Here is a 19907-nt window from a genome sequence, read left to right on the forward strand (position 1 = left end):
CTACCTTATATAAGGTGGCTCTATTTTCATATGTTTTTCATTAATGCTAGTGATATGCTATAATAGACTTAGATTTAATCTTTTGAAAACCAAATCTGCGCCGTTGTGATAGTAGCGCGGTTAAACGGTATTATTTTAGCTCGCTAAAGTGCCTTTCGGGGTGGATTTACAATCTCCGCCGTTTTTGGTATTTTAGAACCAGTAAATATCTGTTGTTTCAAAGACAGGGTTAAATTAAATAATCCCCTTTAGGGGACGGAAACATATGGAAATCATCATTAATGATATGCAGCAATTCATGTCTAATGTTAAATTAAATAATCCTTTTACGGGACCGGTTCTTATGTCAAAAACTCATATAGGTACAAAAATATAGCCAGTATATTCTTTTTAGTGGATATACTGGCTTTTTGTATAAATTAGATAGTTTTCTATTGGTTTTAATCAGAAATGAATATATAATGAAATCGATAGACTGTGAGTGTTATATATTCAGATATGCGTAACATAGAAAGGAGGGATTTTATTGTCTGATAATGTAGAGATTATGTCTATAGAGTTGGTTATAGTTGCAGATCTATCTATCAAAATTGTACAGTCCATAGGTAGTGTTTTACATGGTGTACTAATGGAGCTTGTGGGAACAGAGTATGCAGGCCAATTACATGAGACTGGTTTACGTCCTTATAGCCAATATATTTACTTTAATAAACATAAAAAACAATATATATGGCGTCTTTCAGCTGTAACAGCTGATGCAGTTAATCGTATAGTAAGACCTACGTTAGAAATGCCTGAGAAAATCTTCTTAAAGCAAAAGCGAGGTTATTTATATATTAAAGATAGAACTATTTTGGAAGAAACCTCCTATGAGGCTTTGATACATAAGTTCTGGAGTAGTGATGCATTCTACTCTCAGACTAAGTTACAGTGCATGAGTACCACAAGTTTTAAAGTAGATCAGCAATATACAATCTTCCCTGAAGCATTTCGTATATACCGCTATTTATTGCGTCAATGGAATCACTTTAGTACTTTTGGAACGATGGATGCTGATTCCCTTATAGATACCTTTGAGAAGGGAGTATTTATACGAGACTATAATCTACGTATGGGAATTTATAGTCTTGAAGGCATAAAGATAAGAGGATTCCGAGGTCAAATTGTTATGCAATTTAAAAGAAATATAGAATTGCAAAAAATTTTGGCACTATTAAGTTATTATAGTCAATTTACTGGACTTGGTATTAAAACGGCACTTGGTATGGGTGGTGTGAAGTGTGAAATTATAGAATAGTTTCCACTAGAAATATATGAATGTTAAAAAGCTAATATTCATATATTATTGGCTTTATCTGAATTTATAGATAGAGTTTTTTGTACAGTTTTACTTGTTTATCTGGGGATAGTAGATAGTATCTTAATTGTCTAAATATGGTATTAAATGAGAAGAATTGACATGGATATTATGGTATGGTCTTAGACTAAGGGTAATAAGGGTAGATGATTGATTATATTTTTCTTTAAACTCAAATGAAAAGAAAATGAACTTAATTGTTGACGTAAAATCTATAAACCCTTATAATAACTGTAATCTTAGAAAAATCATTTACCACTAGTATTTACCTATGCTCATCGACATTTTAGAGCCAATGGGAGCACAATTTGACCGTTTACGGTGTGAGGTTTGCCAAAACCTATTTTTGAGACCCATGAATACTGGCTTTTTAAGACACGCTGTTGCAACAGTGCTTACCGTTTACGGTATTGAAACAGGCTAATGGCGTTCCTCAGAAGCCTAAGGGACAAAAAGTTGCAACAGTGCTTACCGTTTACGGTATTGAAACTATGAACATGCCTACAACTGACACCCTAGACAACTCTATATTGTTGCAACAGTGCTTACCGTTTACGGTATTGAAACTGGATAGAGTTCGTAATGATGCTATTAAAAAAGCATCGTTGCAACAGTGCTTACCGTTTACGGTATTGAAACTTTTCTATATTTGCTAGCATCTTTATTATTTTTTATACGTTGCAACAGTGCTTACCGTTTACGGTATTGAAACAGTATATTCTGCAGATATAACTGCATAGAAATTCTTAGTTGCAACAGTGCTTACCGTTTACGGTATTGAAACTAAAATGCTGTGCAGGTAAAATCACAGTATTATGTTGCAACAGTGCTTACCGTTTACGGTATTGAAACCGATAGATAGGAACAGCTACCTTATCGCCTGGTTTGGTTGCAACAGTGCTTACCGTTTACGGTATTGAAACTGGATCATTAAGCTCCCCGGATGGTAGCGAAATTCAGTTGCAACAGTGCTTACCGTTTACGGTATTGAAACTGATGAAATTAAAGTTACTAATGTTGCTCACTATGAGTTGCAACAGTGCTTACCGTTTACGGTATTGAAACGCTTCATAAACTGCGATAACACACATAATAATTCTCGTTGCAATAGTACTTACCGTTTACGGTATTGAAACCGGTTTACATTACGCATAATAATTACAACTCTATTTGCTGTTGCAACAGTACTTACTGTTTACGGTATTGAAAGCAACCAAGGAACGCATCCACACTTCCACAATTACGTTGCAACAGTACTTACCGTTATGATATATGTCGCAGACTGTGAGGTAGAAGCGGCACAGCACAACGATGAAATCCACCATATTGCAGTTATCTATACAGATTGAAGGTAAATAAAGGTGATAAGGGGTTGCACTATATTTTTATATCTAATAGAAAACGAGTGAATTTTTTGATTCACTCGTTTTTTTAGTCTTAGTTTTTTTGAATTTGGTTATATTAGATTTCATCCTATACTAAAGATGTAGCCGATAAGCGGTAATAATTTTAATATGCTTAGGGTATCTTAGTTTTGTATTAAATCATTGGTAGCTTGTTGGGGATTATAGAAAATATGTATAGTGTTAGGTATAGGAGGTAGTATATGAACGTTAATTGGAATGGATTATTCTAATAATAGTATATTTAGTTGTAATGATAGGAGGGATGTTATGTCACCTTTAGCAGTGGATTCTGCAGTAGCAGTGTTAGTAGCGGTGCTTGATGCACTTGAAGAGTAATTTTATTTATGTATGTTGATCGGTTAAAGTGTGTAAGGTGGTGATATTTTGAGTAAGTATAGAATTGGATTAGAAAAGTAATTATTTTGTTAAATTGTATAGACAGTTAATCATATGTCAGGCTTCATACTATCTCGAACAGAGCATAGTAAGTGACCTCGGTTTTTTGGATTCGTTAAGTTTTAGTACATAGTATTATTGTATAATTGGTGTAGATTTTGATTTGGATACAAGAAAGTTAAAGGACCTAGTGCATAGAGATATGTGACTAGGTCTTTTAGTTTATTAAAAGGATACCTCTATTGTATATAAAGATATCCTTTTAATCGTATAATTTTATAAATATTAGATACTAGGTGCATGAATGAGTGCTGTTTTATAAATTGTTTCTAGTTGCTTTTTTAACGGACCATCATCTGTAATTCGGACTGCACAGCCTAGTTTTAATAAATGTCGTAAGATATCTACTTCCTGGAAGGGAAGATAGCTAACTTCAATGGTAAACTCTTCATCGTTGATATCTTTAGCTTGAATTGTATAGTTGCTAAAATAGTTAAAGCAACGATCAACTGCATTGTTTGCATCGTGCAAGGTAAATGTTACGGTTCGCTTTGATTCATCTCTATAGTTAGCATATATAGTTTCTATATCTTCTAGTCGTGGTGCAGCCGTTTTTATGATATTAGATTCATTGCGTAGTGGATAGTCTAAAAAGGTATCCGTTGCATGGTCATAGGCAATAAGCGTATAGCCATTGCTTCCTACAGAGTATTCTATCCGACAAGGAGATAGCTCCTTATCTTGAATCATGATACGTTCGTTATTTTGGATAGCTTGTAAGCACTGGGTGATTACTTGCATTGTTAACGGAGTATCGTCTGTCATGGTTGGAACACGTGTCCATGATCCTCTTGGAAAGGTAGTATCTACAGTTTCTAATTCAGTAGATAATATTTGACATAGCTCTGGTGAAAGCAGCCAGTTAGCTCGAGTATCGGAAATGAGGTCCTTTAAGAACATTCTTTCAGCATCAGAGATAATAACAAGAGGTAAATCTGGAAGAATAGACTCAACCTCTTCACCATTTTCATTCGGCTCTACTAATGCATCGGCTAGAAATTGCTCATAATCATCATTCCGCAATACTTTTTTGTATGGGGCTGGCGTGAGCAGCCTACGATGATTAATTAATCCTTCTATATCTTGTTTTGTATGGACAACACCATTAATTAAGTCTAATTGCAATTGGTATTGTATCGTAAAGGTAATAGCATTGATATCATTTAAAACGGATGATACATAGGTACCATCTAAGTCTTTGTCTTTTTTGGTTTTGTTATTATCAGATTCTTTTCTTTGGAGTGGATGAAGGAATCGATTAATTTTCTTTCGCTTTTTATATCCTTCTGGTTCTACAAAATCTATATTTAAAGAGGCGTATAAATTATTGTAGAATTTATCCTTAATACTGGATTTGTTTGTGTATGTAATATATACATAAGGTAAATAGCTACGTAATTGCGGTAATAATTGTAATGCATCTGGTACTTCTAGTTGTAATTCTATATATTCATCTGTTCTTGAGAGCACTGTTAGTGACTCTTTGAAATGACGAATAAATTTATCGTAGACCAACTCATAATCTTTTAAGGTCAAGAAGTGAATGATACAAGTATCAAATGTTTTATCTCTTGTTTGTATTTTTGGTACAGCATTAGTACTATTATATTTTGTAACCTCAAGAGACTTGATGCGATCAATACGATTCCATTGGATACGTCCATTATTAATACTACATAGCATATTTTTATTTTCCCCATAATAGGTTTGTAACGCTAATGGACTAACGATTTCCCTAGGTTTCCCAGATTCATAAAAGGATAGACGCACCTTTTTTTGTCGATGTAAGGCATCGGCTAAAGGGTAGAAAATATCTCCATCAATTACATTATTTGGATTATTATCCTTGAAAGAAAAATATGTATTATTAAAGTCATAGTACATAGACTTTTGTTGGTCTTTTAAAGAAAAGTCATTAATTAAATACATAATTTTCTTGAGTAAGATATGACCTGCTGCTGAAGTAATAGAAACATTAGTATAAAAGAATACTGCCATTGCTAGCTCTTGCAACTGCTGTTTTGATAGTTCCTCTATAATAGTTGGTTTTATTGAATATGTATAGCCTTTTGTGAGCTCTGTTTTGGTGATAGCACCTAAAATTTCTAAAGTCTTTACTTGGCGTTGAATATATTGTTGGTCAATAATGCAAGGGGGCTCTTGTTTTTTATTTCGTTGCTCATATAGGTTTTTTACTAAATCAATATAGTGATCCAAGTATGGTTCTTGGTTTAAATTAGTATATAAATCTGTAATAGTTACATCATCGTTTGCTCCAATATATGATAAGATGCAGAGCTGTACATAAATTTGTTCTGGAACGGCAGCATATAATTCATATAAATTGTTAAGATAATTATAGCCATCTATAAAATCATCTTTTGCCAAATGATGAATGGATGTTTTCCCAATTCTTTGCGTGTAAATGTGACGTATGATATCAAAATAATCAAGGCGACGAATCACATCGTCGTGCTGACTTTCTTTGATACCACGAACTGTTGCTTTACCTCTATTATGGTTCCCGAAGGTTAAGCTGCGGATAAATTGGCGCATACTAGCTAAATCATTTAGATAATTAGTTGTTGTTGCCATTATTGACTCCCTTTTAAATATGTACATTCTCGACTGTACAAAATAATTCTTAATTATGAATATAACATGATACAATATAAAATGTAAGGATAAAATTCGAGGTTAGGTTCTGATAATACACGGATGACCAAGTGTAGTTAATCAATTAATGTAAGTTTGGTGAAAGCTATGGCAATTCATAATATATTTTTATCTTTTTTGAGTAAGGTGTCTAATACGAGTATAAAGACGATTGTAAATACAGATATGGAAGCTGCTATTCGTAGTAGCATTGCCACAAATGAGTCGTCTTTGAAATATATTTTATACCATACATGGAAGGATGAAAAAACGAGGGAGATATCCTTTGATAAGGTATATTTATTATGTACTGATGGCGTAATGGAACGTCAAGGCGATAGCCCATCATCTTATGATATCTTTATCAATCAGATGCGTCAGTTTTACAAAGTAATGGGCCGTGATGAGCAAGTTTTTTTAGATGCTCTTGATCATGTCCCATGTGGTACAGACTTAGATGATATTAGCCGTATTAAGTCTAGCATCATTGAGATGTCAAAGAAGATTCTCGAGTTTAAAGATACTTTCACCAATGATAAAGATGAGGTCCGCCTCTATATGGATATCACTGGTGGCCCACGCAATGCAGCTATGATTCTCCTTGTTATTAGTAGACTGCTCGCCTATCATGGTATCATTGTTGATGATGTATATTACTCTGGTTATAAGGAGATTGAAAACGGCCCTGGAGAAATTACAGTTCATAAAGTGCTAGATATTTATGAGCTTTTTGATATTATTGCAGGATTTGAAGAATTTAAACTATTTGGTAGTGCCAAAAAATTAAATACTTACTTTAAGCCACCTGAAAATATTGGAACAGGTAATATTGAATCGACTGCTATCGCTACAAAAAAATTGTTAAAAGCTATGGACAGCTTTTCAGAAGCTATTAATATTTCAAGCCGTGGTGCATTTGAAAAATCTATAGCTCGTCTTGATGATAGCTTAGCCTTAGTACATAGTACGGCAAATAATACAGATAACAATAAGACCTTTGACCAAGAATTAATTGAATTATTGCATAAACCTATTGAGCAGTCGTATACTACACTTTTACAACATCATCGCAATCATGCTTCTGATGAACTAGCCTATATTGATTGGTGTTTAGATCATGATTATTTACAACAAGCACTTACCTTGTTTTGTGAATATGTACCGGAATACGCAGTAGATAAAGGTATTATAGAGTGTGATCCACTTGTGTTTAATGCATATTATGAAGATACGCAACAGAATAAAGAAAAGAGATTGTTACAAGCTGCTATAAAAGCATGGAATAGAGCGGGGAATAATATCCAGTTTAGTACATTTTATAATGTAGTCATGCCCGATCATGATAAAAAATCTTATGAAAAAGATCTACGGTCTATGCCTATGCGCTTATTCAATTCTATTAATAATGCTCGTATGCAAAACTTGGCGGCTATGATAAATACAAAAAAAGATAAAGTAGCTTCAGAAATCGATAAAGAAATTACTAGTTATATTAAATTAGTACGAAATGAAAAAAAAAGACTACAATTTGTTGAAAAAAATCTGGAAAAACAAAAAAGCCGAATTAATCTGATGGTGGATGAAGCTACTACTAAACTTAGAGAAAAATGTGAGGTTCTCTTAAATCAGTATGGTTTTACACTTTATTTACAAGACGATAGATATGCTGAACATTATACATTATTAGAATATATCTCGTTTTTGCAAGATATTCTTGAAAGTGCAGAGAATATAGAAGCTTTTAATAATATTTCAGAGTCATTGTGTAGAAATATAATATCTGAAGTTTTAAGTAAAGAGGAATATAAAGAGTATATTATTTGTGATATAGATAATTCTTCGTTTAGGTTGAAAAAAACGAGTATGTTAGCCCGTAATATAGTATGTAATGGAATATTAAAGCATTTAATAGAAGAGAAGAAACATAAGGCCTATAAGAGTCTTATTATGCATCAATTACCAGATGCTAAAGATAGTGCAGTGACTACGGCTGAGTTATTATTATCACAACGAAAACCGTATGATAAAGGGGTTCCTTTATTTGAGGTTTCGGGTGTATATATTCCGCATGTAGCATTAGAGGATGTAACTAAGACAATGAAGTTTATTGAGCAATACTTTGAGATAAAAAAGGCACGTAATGATAGTAACCATGCGAATAAAGAAATGCTATGTAAGTATACTACATCCCAAGAACTACGCCATGAGATTCGTAAATGTGTAGCAATGGCAAGAGAATTGAGTAGAAAATAGGATATTTAATATAAGAGGCTATAGATAGTAATAATCTATAGCCTTTTGGTTTTTATGAAATTATTGTTGATTATACGTACAGATATACTCACGAACCTCACGAATATCGTTAAGACATTGTTTTAATTCCCTTTTTATGTCTTCACTTTCAATAAACTGGCCCCGTTTTTCTTCACGTGCATGTGCCGTATCATTTCGACTACCTTTTAATGTTCTATAAAGGTTTAATATGCGAGCTACTTGTGTTATTTTTTCTGGATTGCTTTTTAATACTGAATTAAGTGTGAGTCCATCTATTCCATAAAGTTGATGGGGGAATAAATCTATTGGATATTGATATGACACACAATTAGCAAATAGAAAACGATATATATAATCATTGTTTGAGTTCGTGAAGATTGAAATAAATGCATCTCTTACCTTAAAGAGTTTATTAGTGTCGTTAAGTGTAATTTCATATTGATCATTAACTGTTACAACATCGCTAGGTAAATCTTTAATTTCTTTTAATTGATGTACAAGTGCAGCAGTAAAATATCTTCTAATATCTTTACTGAACTCATTTATACCTACAATAGATTTGGTATTTATACCTATATTACTGATAAGTCGCAGTAGCTTACTAGGCACATTAACATTATTATTGGTAAACGTTTTGTATTTCAAATAATTATGTGGCTCTTTTTCTGCTTCTTTTAAGATTATTTGATTAATATCGTTTATTAGTTGCTCCTCAAATTTAGGATATTGTGTATCTTCTCTAGTAATGTTAGTGCTAGTGTTATTTTTCTTGTCTTTTAATGCTTCTTTGATAATTCGCTTAGACTCTTTTGAAAAATCACCACTAAAGTATTTCAGTAATATGCTTTTTATTTTATTATTAATCTTAGTCGCTCTATTGTTTACGATTTCCATTGTTTTGGCGGTATACTCATTAATCGTATTAAAGTTCTCCATAGAGGCACTCAATTCATTGTCTGAGTCTGTAGGGAAGATTGTGTCATCTAAAATAATCATTTTAGATTCTAAAATAGCACGAGGTACAAATTCAGCGAATAGTGCTAAGGCTTGCTGTAAATAACCATTATCTAGGCACCAATCAATGTATGCTAAATCGTCTTCTTTATTAGCTAGCACTGTTTTATAGTTATTTTGAATTTTGCCACTCATTAATTTGAGTGCCTCAATTTCAAAGTTTTTATGGTTTTCAATATTATTTGCAGGTATTTCTTGTTTAGAGGATTCGATATCTGTTAAAAGTTTATGAATGTCCTCCATGGATCTTTGGAATATACCGCGACTAGATAGACGAACGGCTTCTGAAAAATCTCCCATGCTAGAGATTAGTTCCTTGATTTGGACATCGGGATTGTCTAAGGTGTTTACATAGTTTTTTAATGTATCAACACTACCAAATTGGTTGAACTCAGCAAATCCTGTAATCATATCGTAAATATTATAGATGGAGTTCCCTTCATATACTCGAACTATGCTATTGTTATTTGCATTTACATTGGCATATAAAATAGATCCAATTTCAATACCTTGAAAAGCTACTAGTCTAATGATGGCAATCATTAGCATAATAGCTGTTCGTGGGCCACCAGATAAGTCTACATGTAAGATAACCCTGTCATCAGATGACTTGCTTTTATAATATTCCATTATAGCTTGAGACATATCTATAATGCTGTCCTTTAGATTGTCTATATAGTCGATGTCACCACAATCTATATAATTAATTGTTTCTGGGCTCCACGTAATAGGTATACTTGTTTTATTGATATAATCACACATTTGCTCTTCAAATACATTGAGGCTTGATATGGTAGATTCTTTAAACGTATTCTCCATTTCTGGTGATTTAAAAAAGAACAGCTTATCTAATTTGAAATTGGAATTTTCTTTTATCTTATTATGTAAAAGATACTTTAAAGCGGATTCGTTGGTTTGACGGATGATATCAAAGGGAGCTATCTCAGTAAGATTAACAACTGTTTTTTCTAGCTTTTGCGGATTATATGGATTATTTTTCGTATGTAAGGTGCTTAAAAATGTTAGGTAAATATGATGTTCCATAATAGGACTCCTAGTAAATTAAGATTTAAAAAATGAATCTTTTATGAATACTATATCAGATTTTATAAGAATTACATAGAGACTGGTTTGGTGTAAAAACTGACATACATAGAAAGTGAATATTGGGATTCACTTTTTTGTCTTAGTTTTCTTGAATAGGGGCACTTAAGTTTTCGTTTTATAATAATCTTGTAGCCGATACGAAATACTTTTGAAGTATAAGACTAAAGGTTCGTCCTAGTTTTTATGAATTCATGGGTAAATTAGATTAGTTTATACTTTAGATAGTTAATTTAGTTTTATAAAACAAGGAGGTAATATGCGTAGTAAGATTGGATGTCTAGATTTGTAATTGAAGTTGTATTATATTGTTTAAGATTTTATTATAGGAGGAATTACTATGTTACCATTTTTAGCAGCAGCAGCGGCCGCGGCCGCATGGGAAGGTTTTGCAGTAGGTGTATCATTAGGTGTATCCGTATATCAAGCAATAAAGTCTGGTGACTAATCATTGGTTGATATAAATAAGAAAGGTAGGTGATACTGTGTATTCATTTGCAAGATTAGCTGTAGACTTAGCCCTTTGTGCATTATTTAAAGATAAAAAGTATTAGAGGAGGTATTTGTATGGCACAATTTGTAGATTTTGGTTTAGTTCATGTTTATGTTGAGGAGTAATTTTGGTTGTTATAATTGAATCTGATATTAATTAGGCCTATTTATATGATGTCATATGAGTAGGTCTTTTTATATGTACATTTTGGGTATACGCAAAATTTTAATATCTACAATAAAAACGGAGTGTGTCTCATAATTACTTGGGTTTTGTATTGGCTCGGGTATTTATTCACTGTGTTGTGAGAAATATCACAATTATTGACGGAATTATTTTGTCTATCATATAATTAAAATGAATAATTCATGGAAATTTCATAAGGAATAGTAATTTGTTATACATCTATGGATATTTGAGGTGCAAAATGGAGACAAATAACTTTTCTAGGCTTAAATATATAGATTCTGATTTATATAAGCTAGCGAAGGAGTCTGAGCAATATTTATATTCAGATCATCAGAGTTCGCTCATCAAATTACGTGTATTTGGAGAGTATTTTGTTAAAAATATCTATAATGATTTAAGGCTACCTAATAATCCTAGAATTAGTTTTTGTGATAAATTACAGGAGCCCAATTTTTGTAAAGCGGTTCCTACAGATATTAGTGATAAACTTCATGTGCTTCGTGTGTATGGTAATAAAGCGGCTCATCAAGTTTTAGAGTACGGGCAAGATGCAGTCAATCATTGCTTAAAAGAAGCTTATTTATTGGGTAAATGGTTATATTTTAAAATGGATCCTGATGCACTTGAATACCCAGAGTTTGCCTTACCTGAGAAAACTATGACTGCACCTAAAGCAGAACCTATCAATTTGGATAATGAATTAAAATTAGTGTTTGATGATCCAGATGGTACTTTCGCTAAACAGAATAAGATGTACAAAGATATTGATTCTGAAACACGTCATGAAATTACTGAAGAACGAGCAAAAGAGTATACAAATGTTATTAAAAAGCATCAGATTGAGTTATATCCAGAGGAAACACGTAAACATTATCAATTGTTAGATGAATATATTGGATATGAGTTAACCTCTGGACAAAAGGAGCTAGTTGAACAACTAGAGACTTTTATTAATGATGATTCAAAGCATATTTTTCTCTTAAAAGGTTACGCTGGTACAGGTAAAACCTTTATTCTTAAAGGCCTTGTGAATTATTTGCAGTGTATTGGTCGTAGCTCGAGTCTATCTGCTCCAACTGGTAAAGCCGCACTTGTATTACGTGAAAAAACGGGAAAAACAGCAACTACAGTTCATTCCATGCTGTACTCTCTTGATCAATTAGAAGAGTATGGTGAGGATAAAGAGGCAGAAACCTTTAAACTTATTTTTCAATTAAAAGAAAATGAGAATCCTACTAATCATGTGTATTTGATTGACGAAAGCTCTTTATTGTCTAATGCTATTTCTGACAATGAGTTTATTCGTTTTGGTAGTGGTCGATTATTAGATGATTTAATGCATTTTATTAATTTAGATAGCAATGATCATAAGAAAAAAGTTATTTTTATTGGTGATAATGCGCAATTGGCACCGGTTAGAATGAATTATTCGCCAGCTTTAGCAAAAGAGTATTTTGCAAGTATATATGCCCCAGATTTTCCTATACAAGAATTCCAGTTAACTGAGGTAGTACGGCAAAAGGCATCGAGTCTTATTTTAAAAAATGCGTTAAGAATTCGAGAAGATTTGGCTCAAGATTTATTTAATCAATTGACCATTGAGCAAGATGATTCTGAGGTTATTTCTCTACAAACCAATCAATTTTTAAATGCTTATATGATGAACTGTGATAATAAGATAGATGAGGATAGTATAGTTATTGCATCTAAAAATGATATGGTTTGTACGTATAATAAGATGATTCGTGAATCTCTATTCCCCGAAGAGGATAGCGTAGTTCCAGGGGACCGCATCATGTTTACAAAAAATACATTTATTGATGGTAAGCGTGTATATAATGGTGAATTTGCTACGATTATATCTGTAGGTGATGTGGAAAAACGCATTATTTCATTGAATAAAGAGATACAAATACCTCTGAGCTTTAGACGTGTAGAGGTTGAGTTTGTTAATGAAGCGGGCATTCGTACTGTGGCGTGGACATTATTACTTGAGCATTTATTAGACTCACCTACTAGTACTCTTACAACAGATGAACAAAAGGCGTTGTATCGTGATTTTTGCATCCGAAATGGTGATGCACTAACAGCCTTATCAAAGAAGATAAAAGAAGAGACTAAAGACCAAAATACGAAGAACAATAAGTTGAAGTTTATTAATAGTAATGAACGGTTACAGATTATGAAGGAGGATCGCTATTTCAATGCGGTACAAGCTAAATATGGTTATGCTATTACATGCCATAAGGCCCAAGGTAGTGAGTGGAAAACTGTATTTCTAGATCCTCATTATTATCAAAATATATTATCTGCTAATGGTTTTAGATGGTTATACACAGGACTTACTCGAGCAGCAGATAAGTTGTATTTAATTAATTGGTCTGACATTATAGTGGATTCAGCCATTAAATTAGATGAATTATATATAGATGATGATCGTAAAGCGTTAGAGGCTACATTAAGAAAAGACTGTGATGTAGAGTTACATGTAGCATTTGACATTGATACACTTTCTGGAATTTCTCGTGACATTTGTGAGGTGATTGCACGAGTATTACCAGAAGATAGTTGTATTATTGAGTCGATTGCACAACATGATTATCATGATATCTATACAATTTATATTGGTGGATCAGTAGAAAAATATAGAGTCTATTATAATGGCAAGCATATTATTTCAAGAATATTGCATGATAGTAATAATAGTACAAATCACATAGGACCCATATTAAATACCCTAGTTGGGAGACTTGTTTCTAGTAATATCTCTAATCATGATGAGGAGATTGATACTCAGAAAATTATTCAAAATGCTAGATTTCAAACTGGATATGAAGAGTTTTTACAAAGTTATAGCGAAGCACTAGCAGAAAAATTAAGAACCTTAGATATTAAAATTCAAAAAATAGAATGTAAGCCATTTTGTGTTCGTTATACTTTCATCCGTGGCAAAGGATGTATTACATTAGATATTTACTACAATGGTAAGAAACGAATTAGTAGTACAAAGCTCATTGAAAAGTTATGTAATGATTCCAAACTGTCGGCTGATATTAATACCATTTTAGAAAATGGGGTGTCAAAATGAACGATGAGAAAGTTATAACAAGTAACGATGTTTTTACGATGCGCCGCTCTGGGGAGATTGATCAGGCTTATAAGATGGCTCAAACCTTAATGGATAATCCTAATCATAGTGAATGGGATACACGTGCTTTTGCGTGGTGTGTTATTGATCTCATTAAAAGAGCTAAGCAAAATAATCAAATAGAAGATATTGAAAAATATAGTGCTGAATTGCAGAAGCTAGAGGTTGATGAGTCAGATGAGATTCTGTTTAAGAATATGCAATATCTTTTAAGTGCTTCCAGTCCTGTGCTAACAGAATTGGCAACTATTAAAAAGCTTAAGGAAGCCGGGAAACTTAAAGAATCAGCACAGAAAGCAAAAGCTCTATATGTTCAATTCCCTCAAGAGGTTTCTGTTAAGCGTGCATATGGTTGGGCTTTGTATAGATTGTTATTTATAAAAGCTAAAGAAGAAACTCCAAATTTCAAACATATCCAATTTTATTTAGATGAAATATTCTCCTTAGGACTTTCTAATGAAGTTATTTTTATGCGTTGTGTTTGGAGAAGTATAGTATCTATTGAAGGGGTAGAGAGACAGATTAATTTATATAGATATGCTCTAGATACTGATTTCTCTTGTTTTGAGAATATTGATTATGAAGCTAAATCCTATAAAGGTAAAGATGAAAAGTATCATGATTGGCCATCACTTATTATACAGATATTAAAGAAATCGTTAGATAGTCTTACTAAAAAGGTTGATAAAGAGACGATTACTACCCTTTGCAATCTAGCAGAGGAAAAAATGAACCGTTTAGATGAAAACTTGGTTTTCTTAAAGTGGTCTATTACAAAGTCCTATTTGTTAGCTAATGAGTTACGTAAAGCTCAATATTTTATACTTGATTTATTACAAATTAAGCCTAAAGAATTTTGGCTGTGGAATGGTTTGGCAGAAACGATAGAAGATGATTCTAAACTTAGTTTGGCTTGTTACTGTAAATCATTATTATGCCAAGGTGATTTAAAGTTTAATGGGCGAGGTAAAATTGGAGTTATCAAAGAGCTAATCGCATTAGAAAAATATGATGTAGCAAGTGCAGAAATTCAAGAGTTAGTATCATATAAAAGAAATCATGAGCAGAAGATTGATGATGTTTTAAACGGTTATATTGCATCTGACTGGTATGTCCCTGATAGTAAGAAAAATAATGTTGACTTTTATAAGGAGAATAGTCAACCTACTGTGGAACTACTATATAAAGATATTCCTTGGTATGAAGGTATTGTTGGAGATTCTTATACAAATGATTTTGGACAGATGGTTAGGCTTAATATCGTTAAAACAAAGTTGGATAACCCTGTAAACGTTAATGTCAAAAAATCTGTGTTAAAGGGAATATCTGATAGAAAAGGCACTCCTATTCGAGCCAAAATTAAGTGGACTAGTTATAGTAAGGGTGAGGTACTCATTATTGAACAGATCAATTCGGATGTAACCCTTTTAAGTAAAAGTGGTCTTGTTAATCGTATTATAGAGCGTAATCATCAAGCACATATTGTTGTTAGTGGGGATGTATCCATTGTGTGTACTTATGATGAGGATAAGCCGCTAAAAGTTATGGATGTAGTCTCTGTTGTTTATAGTACTTATGAACGAAGTGATGGCTCTAAAGGTACGAATATTATATCTTGGCACAAAGTTAATCAAGAACCACCTCGTTCACTAGTAATGACATTTGAGAATATTGTTAATGTTGTTGGTACAGTTGCCTTCACATATGAAACAAATGTATTTATTGACGACCGATTTGTAGAGCAATATAAATTGATTAGTGGTGATGTGGTCAGTGGTACTGCGATACGCTCGTTCAACGCAAAAAAACGAGAATGGGGATGGCGTGCTATTAAAATTCAATCTGTAGAACAAGATGGTTATAAAAATTTGCCTGAATATCTACAAGGAGACGTTTATTAAAAAATATCGTAAGTAGAAAAAAGCTGGGTATAACATTAGACCTTAGTTTTTCTGAGTAGGTATATGAGAATATATCCAATATAATTAATATATCAGTTAGAACTGAGTGATTAGGGATATGCATGATAACATGATTTACCTCCTTTCTATTAAATATAATAAACTATATCATCATTTCGTTCGTGAATATTGCATATCCCAATCAAAGACCTATCCAAATGATTTCATGTGGGTAGGTCTTTTTTGTATGTCATATATGGTTTAAATCATTTTCTAAGGTGTTATAAATAGTCTAAAATCTAATAAACATAGACAATATCTATGTTTCTATAAAAATAAGCTAAAAAGAAAATGATGAAGAAGATTGACGTAAAATTCAGAAACCCTTATAATAACTGTATTCTTAGTAAAATCATTTTCCACCAGTATTTACCTAAGTTTATCAGGACTTTTGATCTAATGGGTTCGCAAACTGACCGTTTTCGGTATGAGGTTTTCCAAAACCTAATTTTAAGGCCCATGAATACTGGACTTCTAAGACCTGCTGTTGCAACAGTACCTACCGTTTACGGTATTGAAACACTAAAATCTGGCAAAACAGAGTCTATCGTAAAACCTATGGTTGCAACAGTACCTACCGTTTACGGTATTGAAACCATGAGTTTTCGCTTCACCTAAAGAATACCATACGTTGCAACAGTACCTACCGTTTACGGTATTGAAACGTTCCTGCATTTTTGAAGGAAGATGGTTATTTAGGTGAGTTGCAACAGTACCTACCGTTTACGGTATTGAAACAAAAATAACTCTGCTGATAATTTCATGTCTTCGACATGTTGCAACAGTACCTACCGTTTACGGTATTGAAACTACTATCATCATTTGACGAATCATAGATGGCGATAGCTGGTTGCAACAGTACCTACCGTTTACGGTATTGAAACTTGATAATCCTGATAACGAAGGCGAAATTTCTTTGGGCGTTGCAACAGTACCTACCGTTTACGGTATTGAAACTATCAGTCGCGTGCCATGTGGGTACGATACTGTTTGTTGTTGCAACAGTACCTACCGTTTACGGTATTGAAATTATAAGATGTCACCTTCTTTTAATTCCCCATCGACACTAGTTGTAACAGTGCCTACCGTTTACGGTATTGAAACTGTACGGTCATGATTGGTTCGCCGATTACTAGCTCTGTTGCAACAGTACTTACCGTTTATGGTATGCGCCGAAGGGTGCTAGACTGCAGAGGAGAAAAGCGACGATGAGGTCCGCACATCTCAAGTACCTGAACGAAGTGAAGTTAAAACGAAGGTGAAAAGGTAACAGTTTTTATCGTTTATGATTGTGTATTTTCATATTTAATGTAAAAGGGTGAATCTTTAGATTCACCCTTTTTTGCGTCTTAGTTTTTTTGAATATGGACTTGTCGATTTTCATTCTATAATTATTTTGTAACCCAGAACGAAATACTTGAATTATGGAGATGATAGTTCGCCTTAGTTTTTATGAATTCAATTGTATCTTTGATAAGGTTATACTATGGATAGTTAATTTAGTCATATGAGTTGGGAGGTAATGAATGACTTGTAGAATTGGATATTTGAAATTGTAAATGTCAAAGGATTTGTTTTGTTTATATGTATTTTAGGAGGAATTAATATGCTACCATTATTTGCAGCAGCAGCGGCCGCAGCCGCATGGGAAGGTTTTGCAGCAGGTGTATTATTAGGTGTGTCTGTATATCAAGCTGTTAAGTCTGATGACTAGTTGTTGGTTGATATATTAAGAAAGGTAGATGATAGTATGTATCCATATATAGGCTTTGCCGTAGGATTAATAGTATGTAAATTATTTGAGGACTAATGCAAGGAGAAAATAGTATGAAACAATTGTTACAATATAAATTAGTAGAAAACAGGAGATGTAAGTTTTAAGGATTGTATTAAAAGGTTTTAATTGTAATGAGGTGAAAATATGGATGAACTATTGGATCTAGTAATAGAAATAGCTGTTGATGAAGCAGTAGATTTTGTACTAGACGAATTATTTGATTGAGTATAGGAGAGGTGTACATGTCAACTCTAATAGGATTACTATTGTTGTATATATTCGCTTGGTATCTTGAGGATTAATAGTAAAAATAATGATAGAATATAAATGTATATAGACCTATTCATATGATGATGTATGGATAGGTCTTTTTATATGTAGTAGATAGACTAAATCTTTTTTTAGGCATTCAAATTAAGTTAAAGGTTGTTACATTTAGATACTATCTACATTTAATTAAAAATAAGCCATAAGCCAGCAAGAAAACGATAAAGAATATTGACGTAAAATCGAGAAACCCTTATAATTACTGTAACCTTAGAAAAATCATTTACCACCAGTATTTACTTATGCTTATCGGTATTTTTGATCCAATGGGAGCCCAATCTGACCGTTTACGGTATTGAAACTTTATAGTATTCACCATTAATAAGTCATAAGAATTTTCGTTGCAACAGCACTTACCGTTTACGGTATGCGCCGAAGGGTGCGAGACAGCAGAGGAGCAAAGCGACGATGAGATCCGCACATCTCAAGTACCTGAGCGAAGTGAAGGTAAAACAAGGGTGATAAGGGATTCAGCTTACCATTTACGGTATGCGCCGAAGGGTGCGAGACAGCAGAGGAGCAGAGCGACGATGAGGTCCGCACATCTCAAGTTCCTGAACGAAGTGAAGGTAAAACGAGGGAGATAAGGGATTCAGCTTACTGTTTACGGTATTGAAACTTTAGCTTTGCGGATTTAGCTGCAGTCTCGTCTTCGAGTTGCAACAGTACTTACTGTTTACGGTATGCACCGAAGGGTGCGGAATATCTAACTTAAAAATTACATAATAATAAAGAACTGTGTTTTTGTGTATATCACACAAAGATACAGTTCTTTTTTTGTTCCTAGTTTTTCTGATTAGTTTACTTTCAGTATGATTCGTATAATGAACTCAACAAGTTTAATTGGTCTTATATAGGAGGTAGTATATGGCAATGTTGTTTTTAACTTTATTGGTGTGGTTTGTATTACCATCACGGAATGATTATTAAGGAGGGTATTATGGAAAATTTACAGCAAGAATTAAAGTCTATGTTGTCCTTATCAGGGCGTATGAATCGTCGCTCTTATTTTATGAATTTGTTGATGATTATTGGTATTGGCTATCTTGGGGGCCTTTGTATTAGTCTTGCCCCTGTATCAAAGTTTTTCTGGGTATTGGGTTGGTCAATCATAGGGTATTCTGTTGTTCGAGAGTTAGCTATTGCATCGCGGCGTATTCATGATTTAAATGGGCCAACTTATTTAGCAGGTATTTATATTGTGGCCGCTATAATAGCTATTTTTGAGCCCACTTTGGCTAAAATAATGGGATTTGTAAAAATTGGTTTAGTGCTGATGCCAGGGGATGAAGATCCTAATCATTATGGTGAAAAACCGGATTCAATGATTGTTGTTTAGTAAAGGAGTAAATGGAATGACTGGCTTCATAGGGATATTTTTGTGTGGAATTGTATTGTTTATGATTTTTGATTCTCTGACTAATGGTAGAAAGTAAAGATACAGGAGGTTCTGATGCGGTATCTTATTTCTTATGATATTTCCGATACTAAAATTAGAAATAAGGTAGTTAAGTATTTAGAATCCTTCTGTTACCGCGTACAGTATAGTGTGTTTTTATGTGTTCATGCTCACGTTAGAGTAGAAACGATTGCCAAAAAGCTCGAAGTGTTAACACAAGGGGATGAAACACGGCGCCTCCTCATCGTTTCTATTTCTGACACAGCTAAGACACCTATATGGTGTAATAAAATGATTCCATTAACAGAGGATAAGATGTTGATTATTTAATTTTTTAGGAGGTTGTG

Annotated in this window: 8 protein-coding genes and 2 CRISPR repeat arrays; of the genes, 6 read left to right on the plus strand and 2 right to left on the minus strand. The window is 33.2% G+C overall.

Annotated elements, in window-relative coordinates; translation table 11 throughout:
* Positions 1–526: 526 nt before the first annotated feature.
* Positions 527–1297, plus strand: coding sequence for a CRISPR system precrRNA processing endoribonuclease RAMP protein Cas6 (cas6, locus tag HMPREF0874_RS04560; RefSeq protein ID WP_008601932.1), 771 nt, complete (start codon positions 527–529; stop codon positions 1295–1297).
* 442 nt (positions 1298–1739) lie between these two features.
* Positions 1740–2636: a CRISPR direct-repeat array (repeat unit 35 nt; unit sequence GTTGCAACAGTGCTTACCGTTTACGGTATTGAAAC).
* An 808-nt stretch (positions 2637–3444) separates the two neighbouring features.
* Here the strand turns inward: cas6 and HMPREF0874_RS04565 are convergent.
* Positions 3445–5814 carry a hypothetical protein gene (locus HMPREF0874_RS04565; protein WP_232197507.1) on the minus strand — a complete coding sequence of 790 codons (2370 nt, stop codon included), beginning with the start codon at positions 5812–5814 and terminating at the stop codon, positions 3445–3447.
* Between the two features lie 168 nt (positions 5815–5982).
* Here HMPREF0874_RS04565 and HMPREF0874_RS04570 point away from each other — a divergent pair, with 168 nt between their 5' ends.
* Complete coding sequence (locus HMPREF0874_RS04570) at positions 5983–8127, plus strand: TM1812 family CRISPR-associated protein (protein WP_039965179.1); 2145 nt, start codon at positions 5983–5985, stop codon at positions 8125–8127.
* Between the two features lie 60 nt (positions 8128–8187).
* Here the strand turns inward: HMPREF0874_RS04570 and HMPREF0874_RS04575 are convergent, their stop codons facing one another.
* Positions 8188–10206: a TM1812 family CRISPR-associated protein gene (locus HMPREF0874_RS04575; protein ID WP_008601944.1), complete on the minus strand. Its 2019-nt coding sequence runs from the start codon at positions 10204–10206 to the stop codon at positions 8188–8190.
* A gap of 980 nt (positions 10207–11186) precedes the next feature.
* Between HMPREF0874_RS04575 and HMPREF0874_RS04580 the strand changes: the two genes are divergently transcribed.
* The 4 genes from HMPREF0874_RS04580 (at position 11187) to cas2 (ending at position 19890) form a co-directional block, all read left to right on the plus strand.
* Positions 11187–14036 (plus strand): ATP-dependent RecD-like DNA helicase, encoded by a 2850-nt coding sequence (locus HMPREF0874_RS04580; RefSeq protein ID WP_008601945.1) that lies wholly within the window; start codon positions 11187–11189, stop codon positions 14034–14036.
* Complete coding sequence (locus HMPREF0874_RS04585) at positions 14033–15997, plus strand: hypothetical protein (protein WP_008601947.1); 1965 nt, start codon at positions 14033–14035, stop codon at positions 15995–15997. Before HMPREF0874_RS04580 ends, HMPREF0874_RS04585 begins: the two co-directional genes overlap by 4 nt.
* Before the next feature lie 546 nt (positions 15998–16543).
* Positions 16544–17232: a CRISPR direct-repeat array (repeat unit 35 nt; unit sequence GTTGCAACAGTACCTACCGTTTACGGTATTGAAAC).
* Between the two features lie 1869 nt (positions 17233–19101).
* Positions 19102–19500, plus strand: coding sequence for a DUF805 domain-containing protein (locus tag HMPREF0874_RS04590; RefSeq protein WP_232197508.1), 399 nt, complete (start codon positions 19102–19104; stop codon positions 19498–19500).
* Positions 19501–19614: 114 nt separating this feature from the next.
* Positions 19615–19890: a CRISPR-associated endonuclease Cas2 gene (cas2, locus tag HMPREF0874_RS04595; RefSeq protein WP_232197509.1), complete on the plus strand. Its 276-nt coding sequence runs from the start codon at positions 19615–19617 to the stop codon at positions 19888–19890.
* The last annotated feature ends 17 nt before the right edge of the window (positions 19891–19907 follow it).

Source organism: Veillonella sp. 6_1_27, from assembly GCF_000163735.1.
GTDB classification, from domain to species: Bacteria; Bacillota; Negativicutes; order Veillonellales; family Veillonellaceae; genus Veillonella; species Veillonella parvula_A.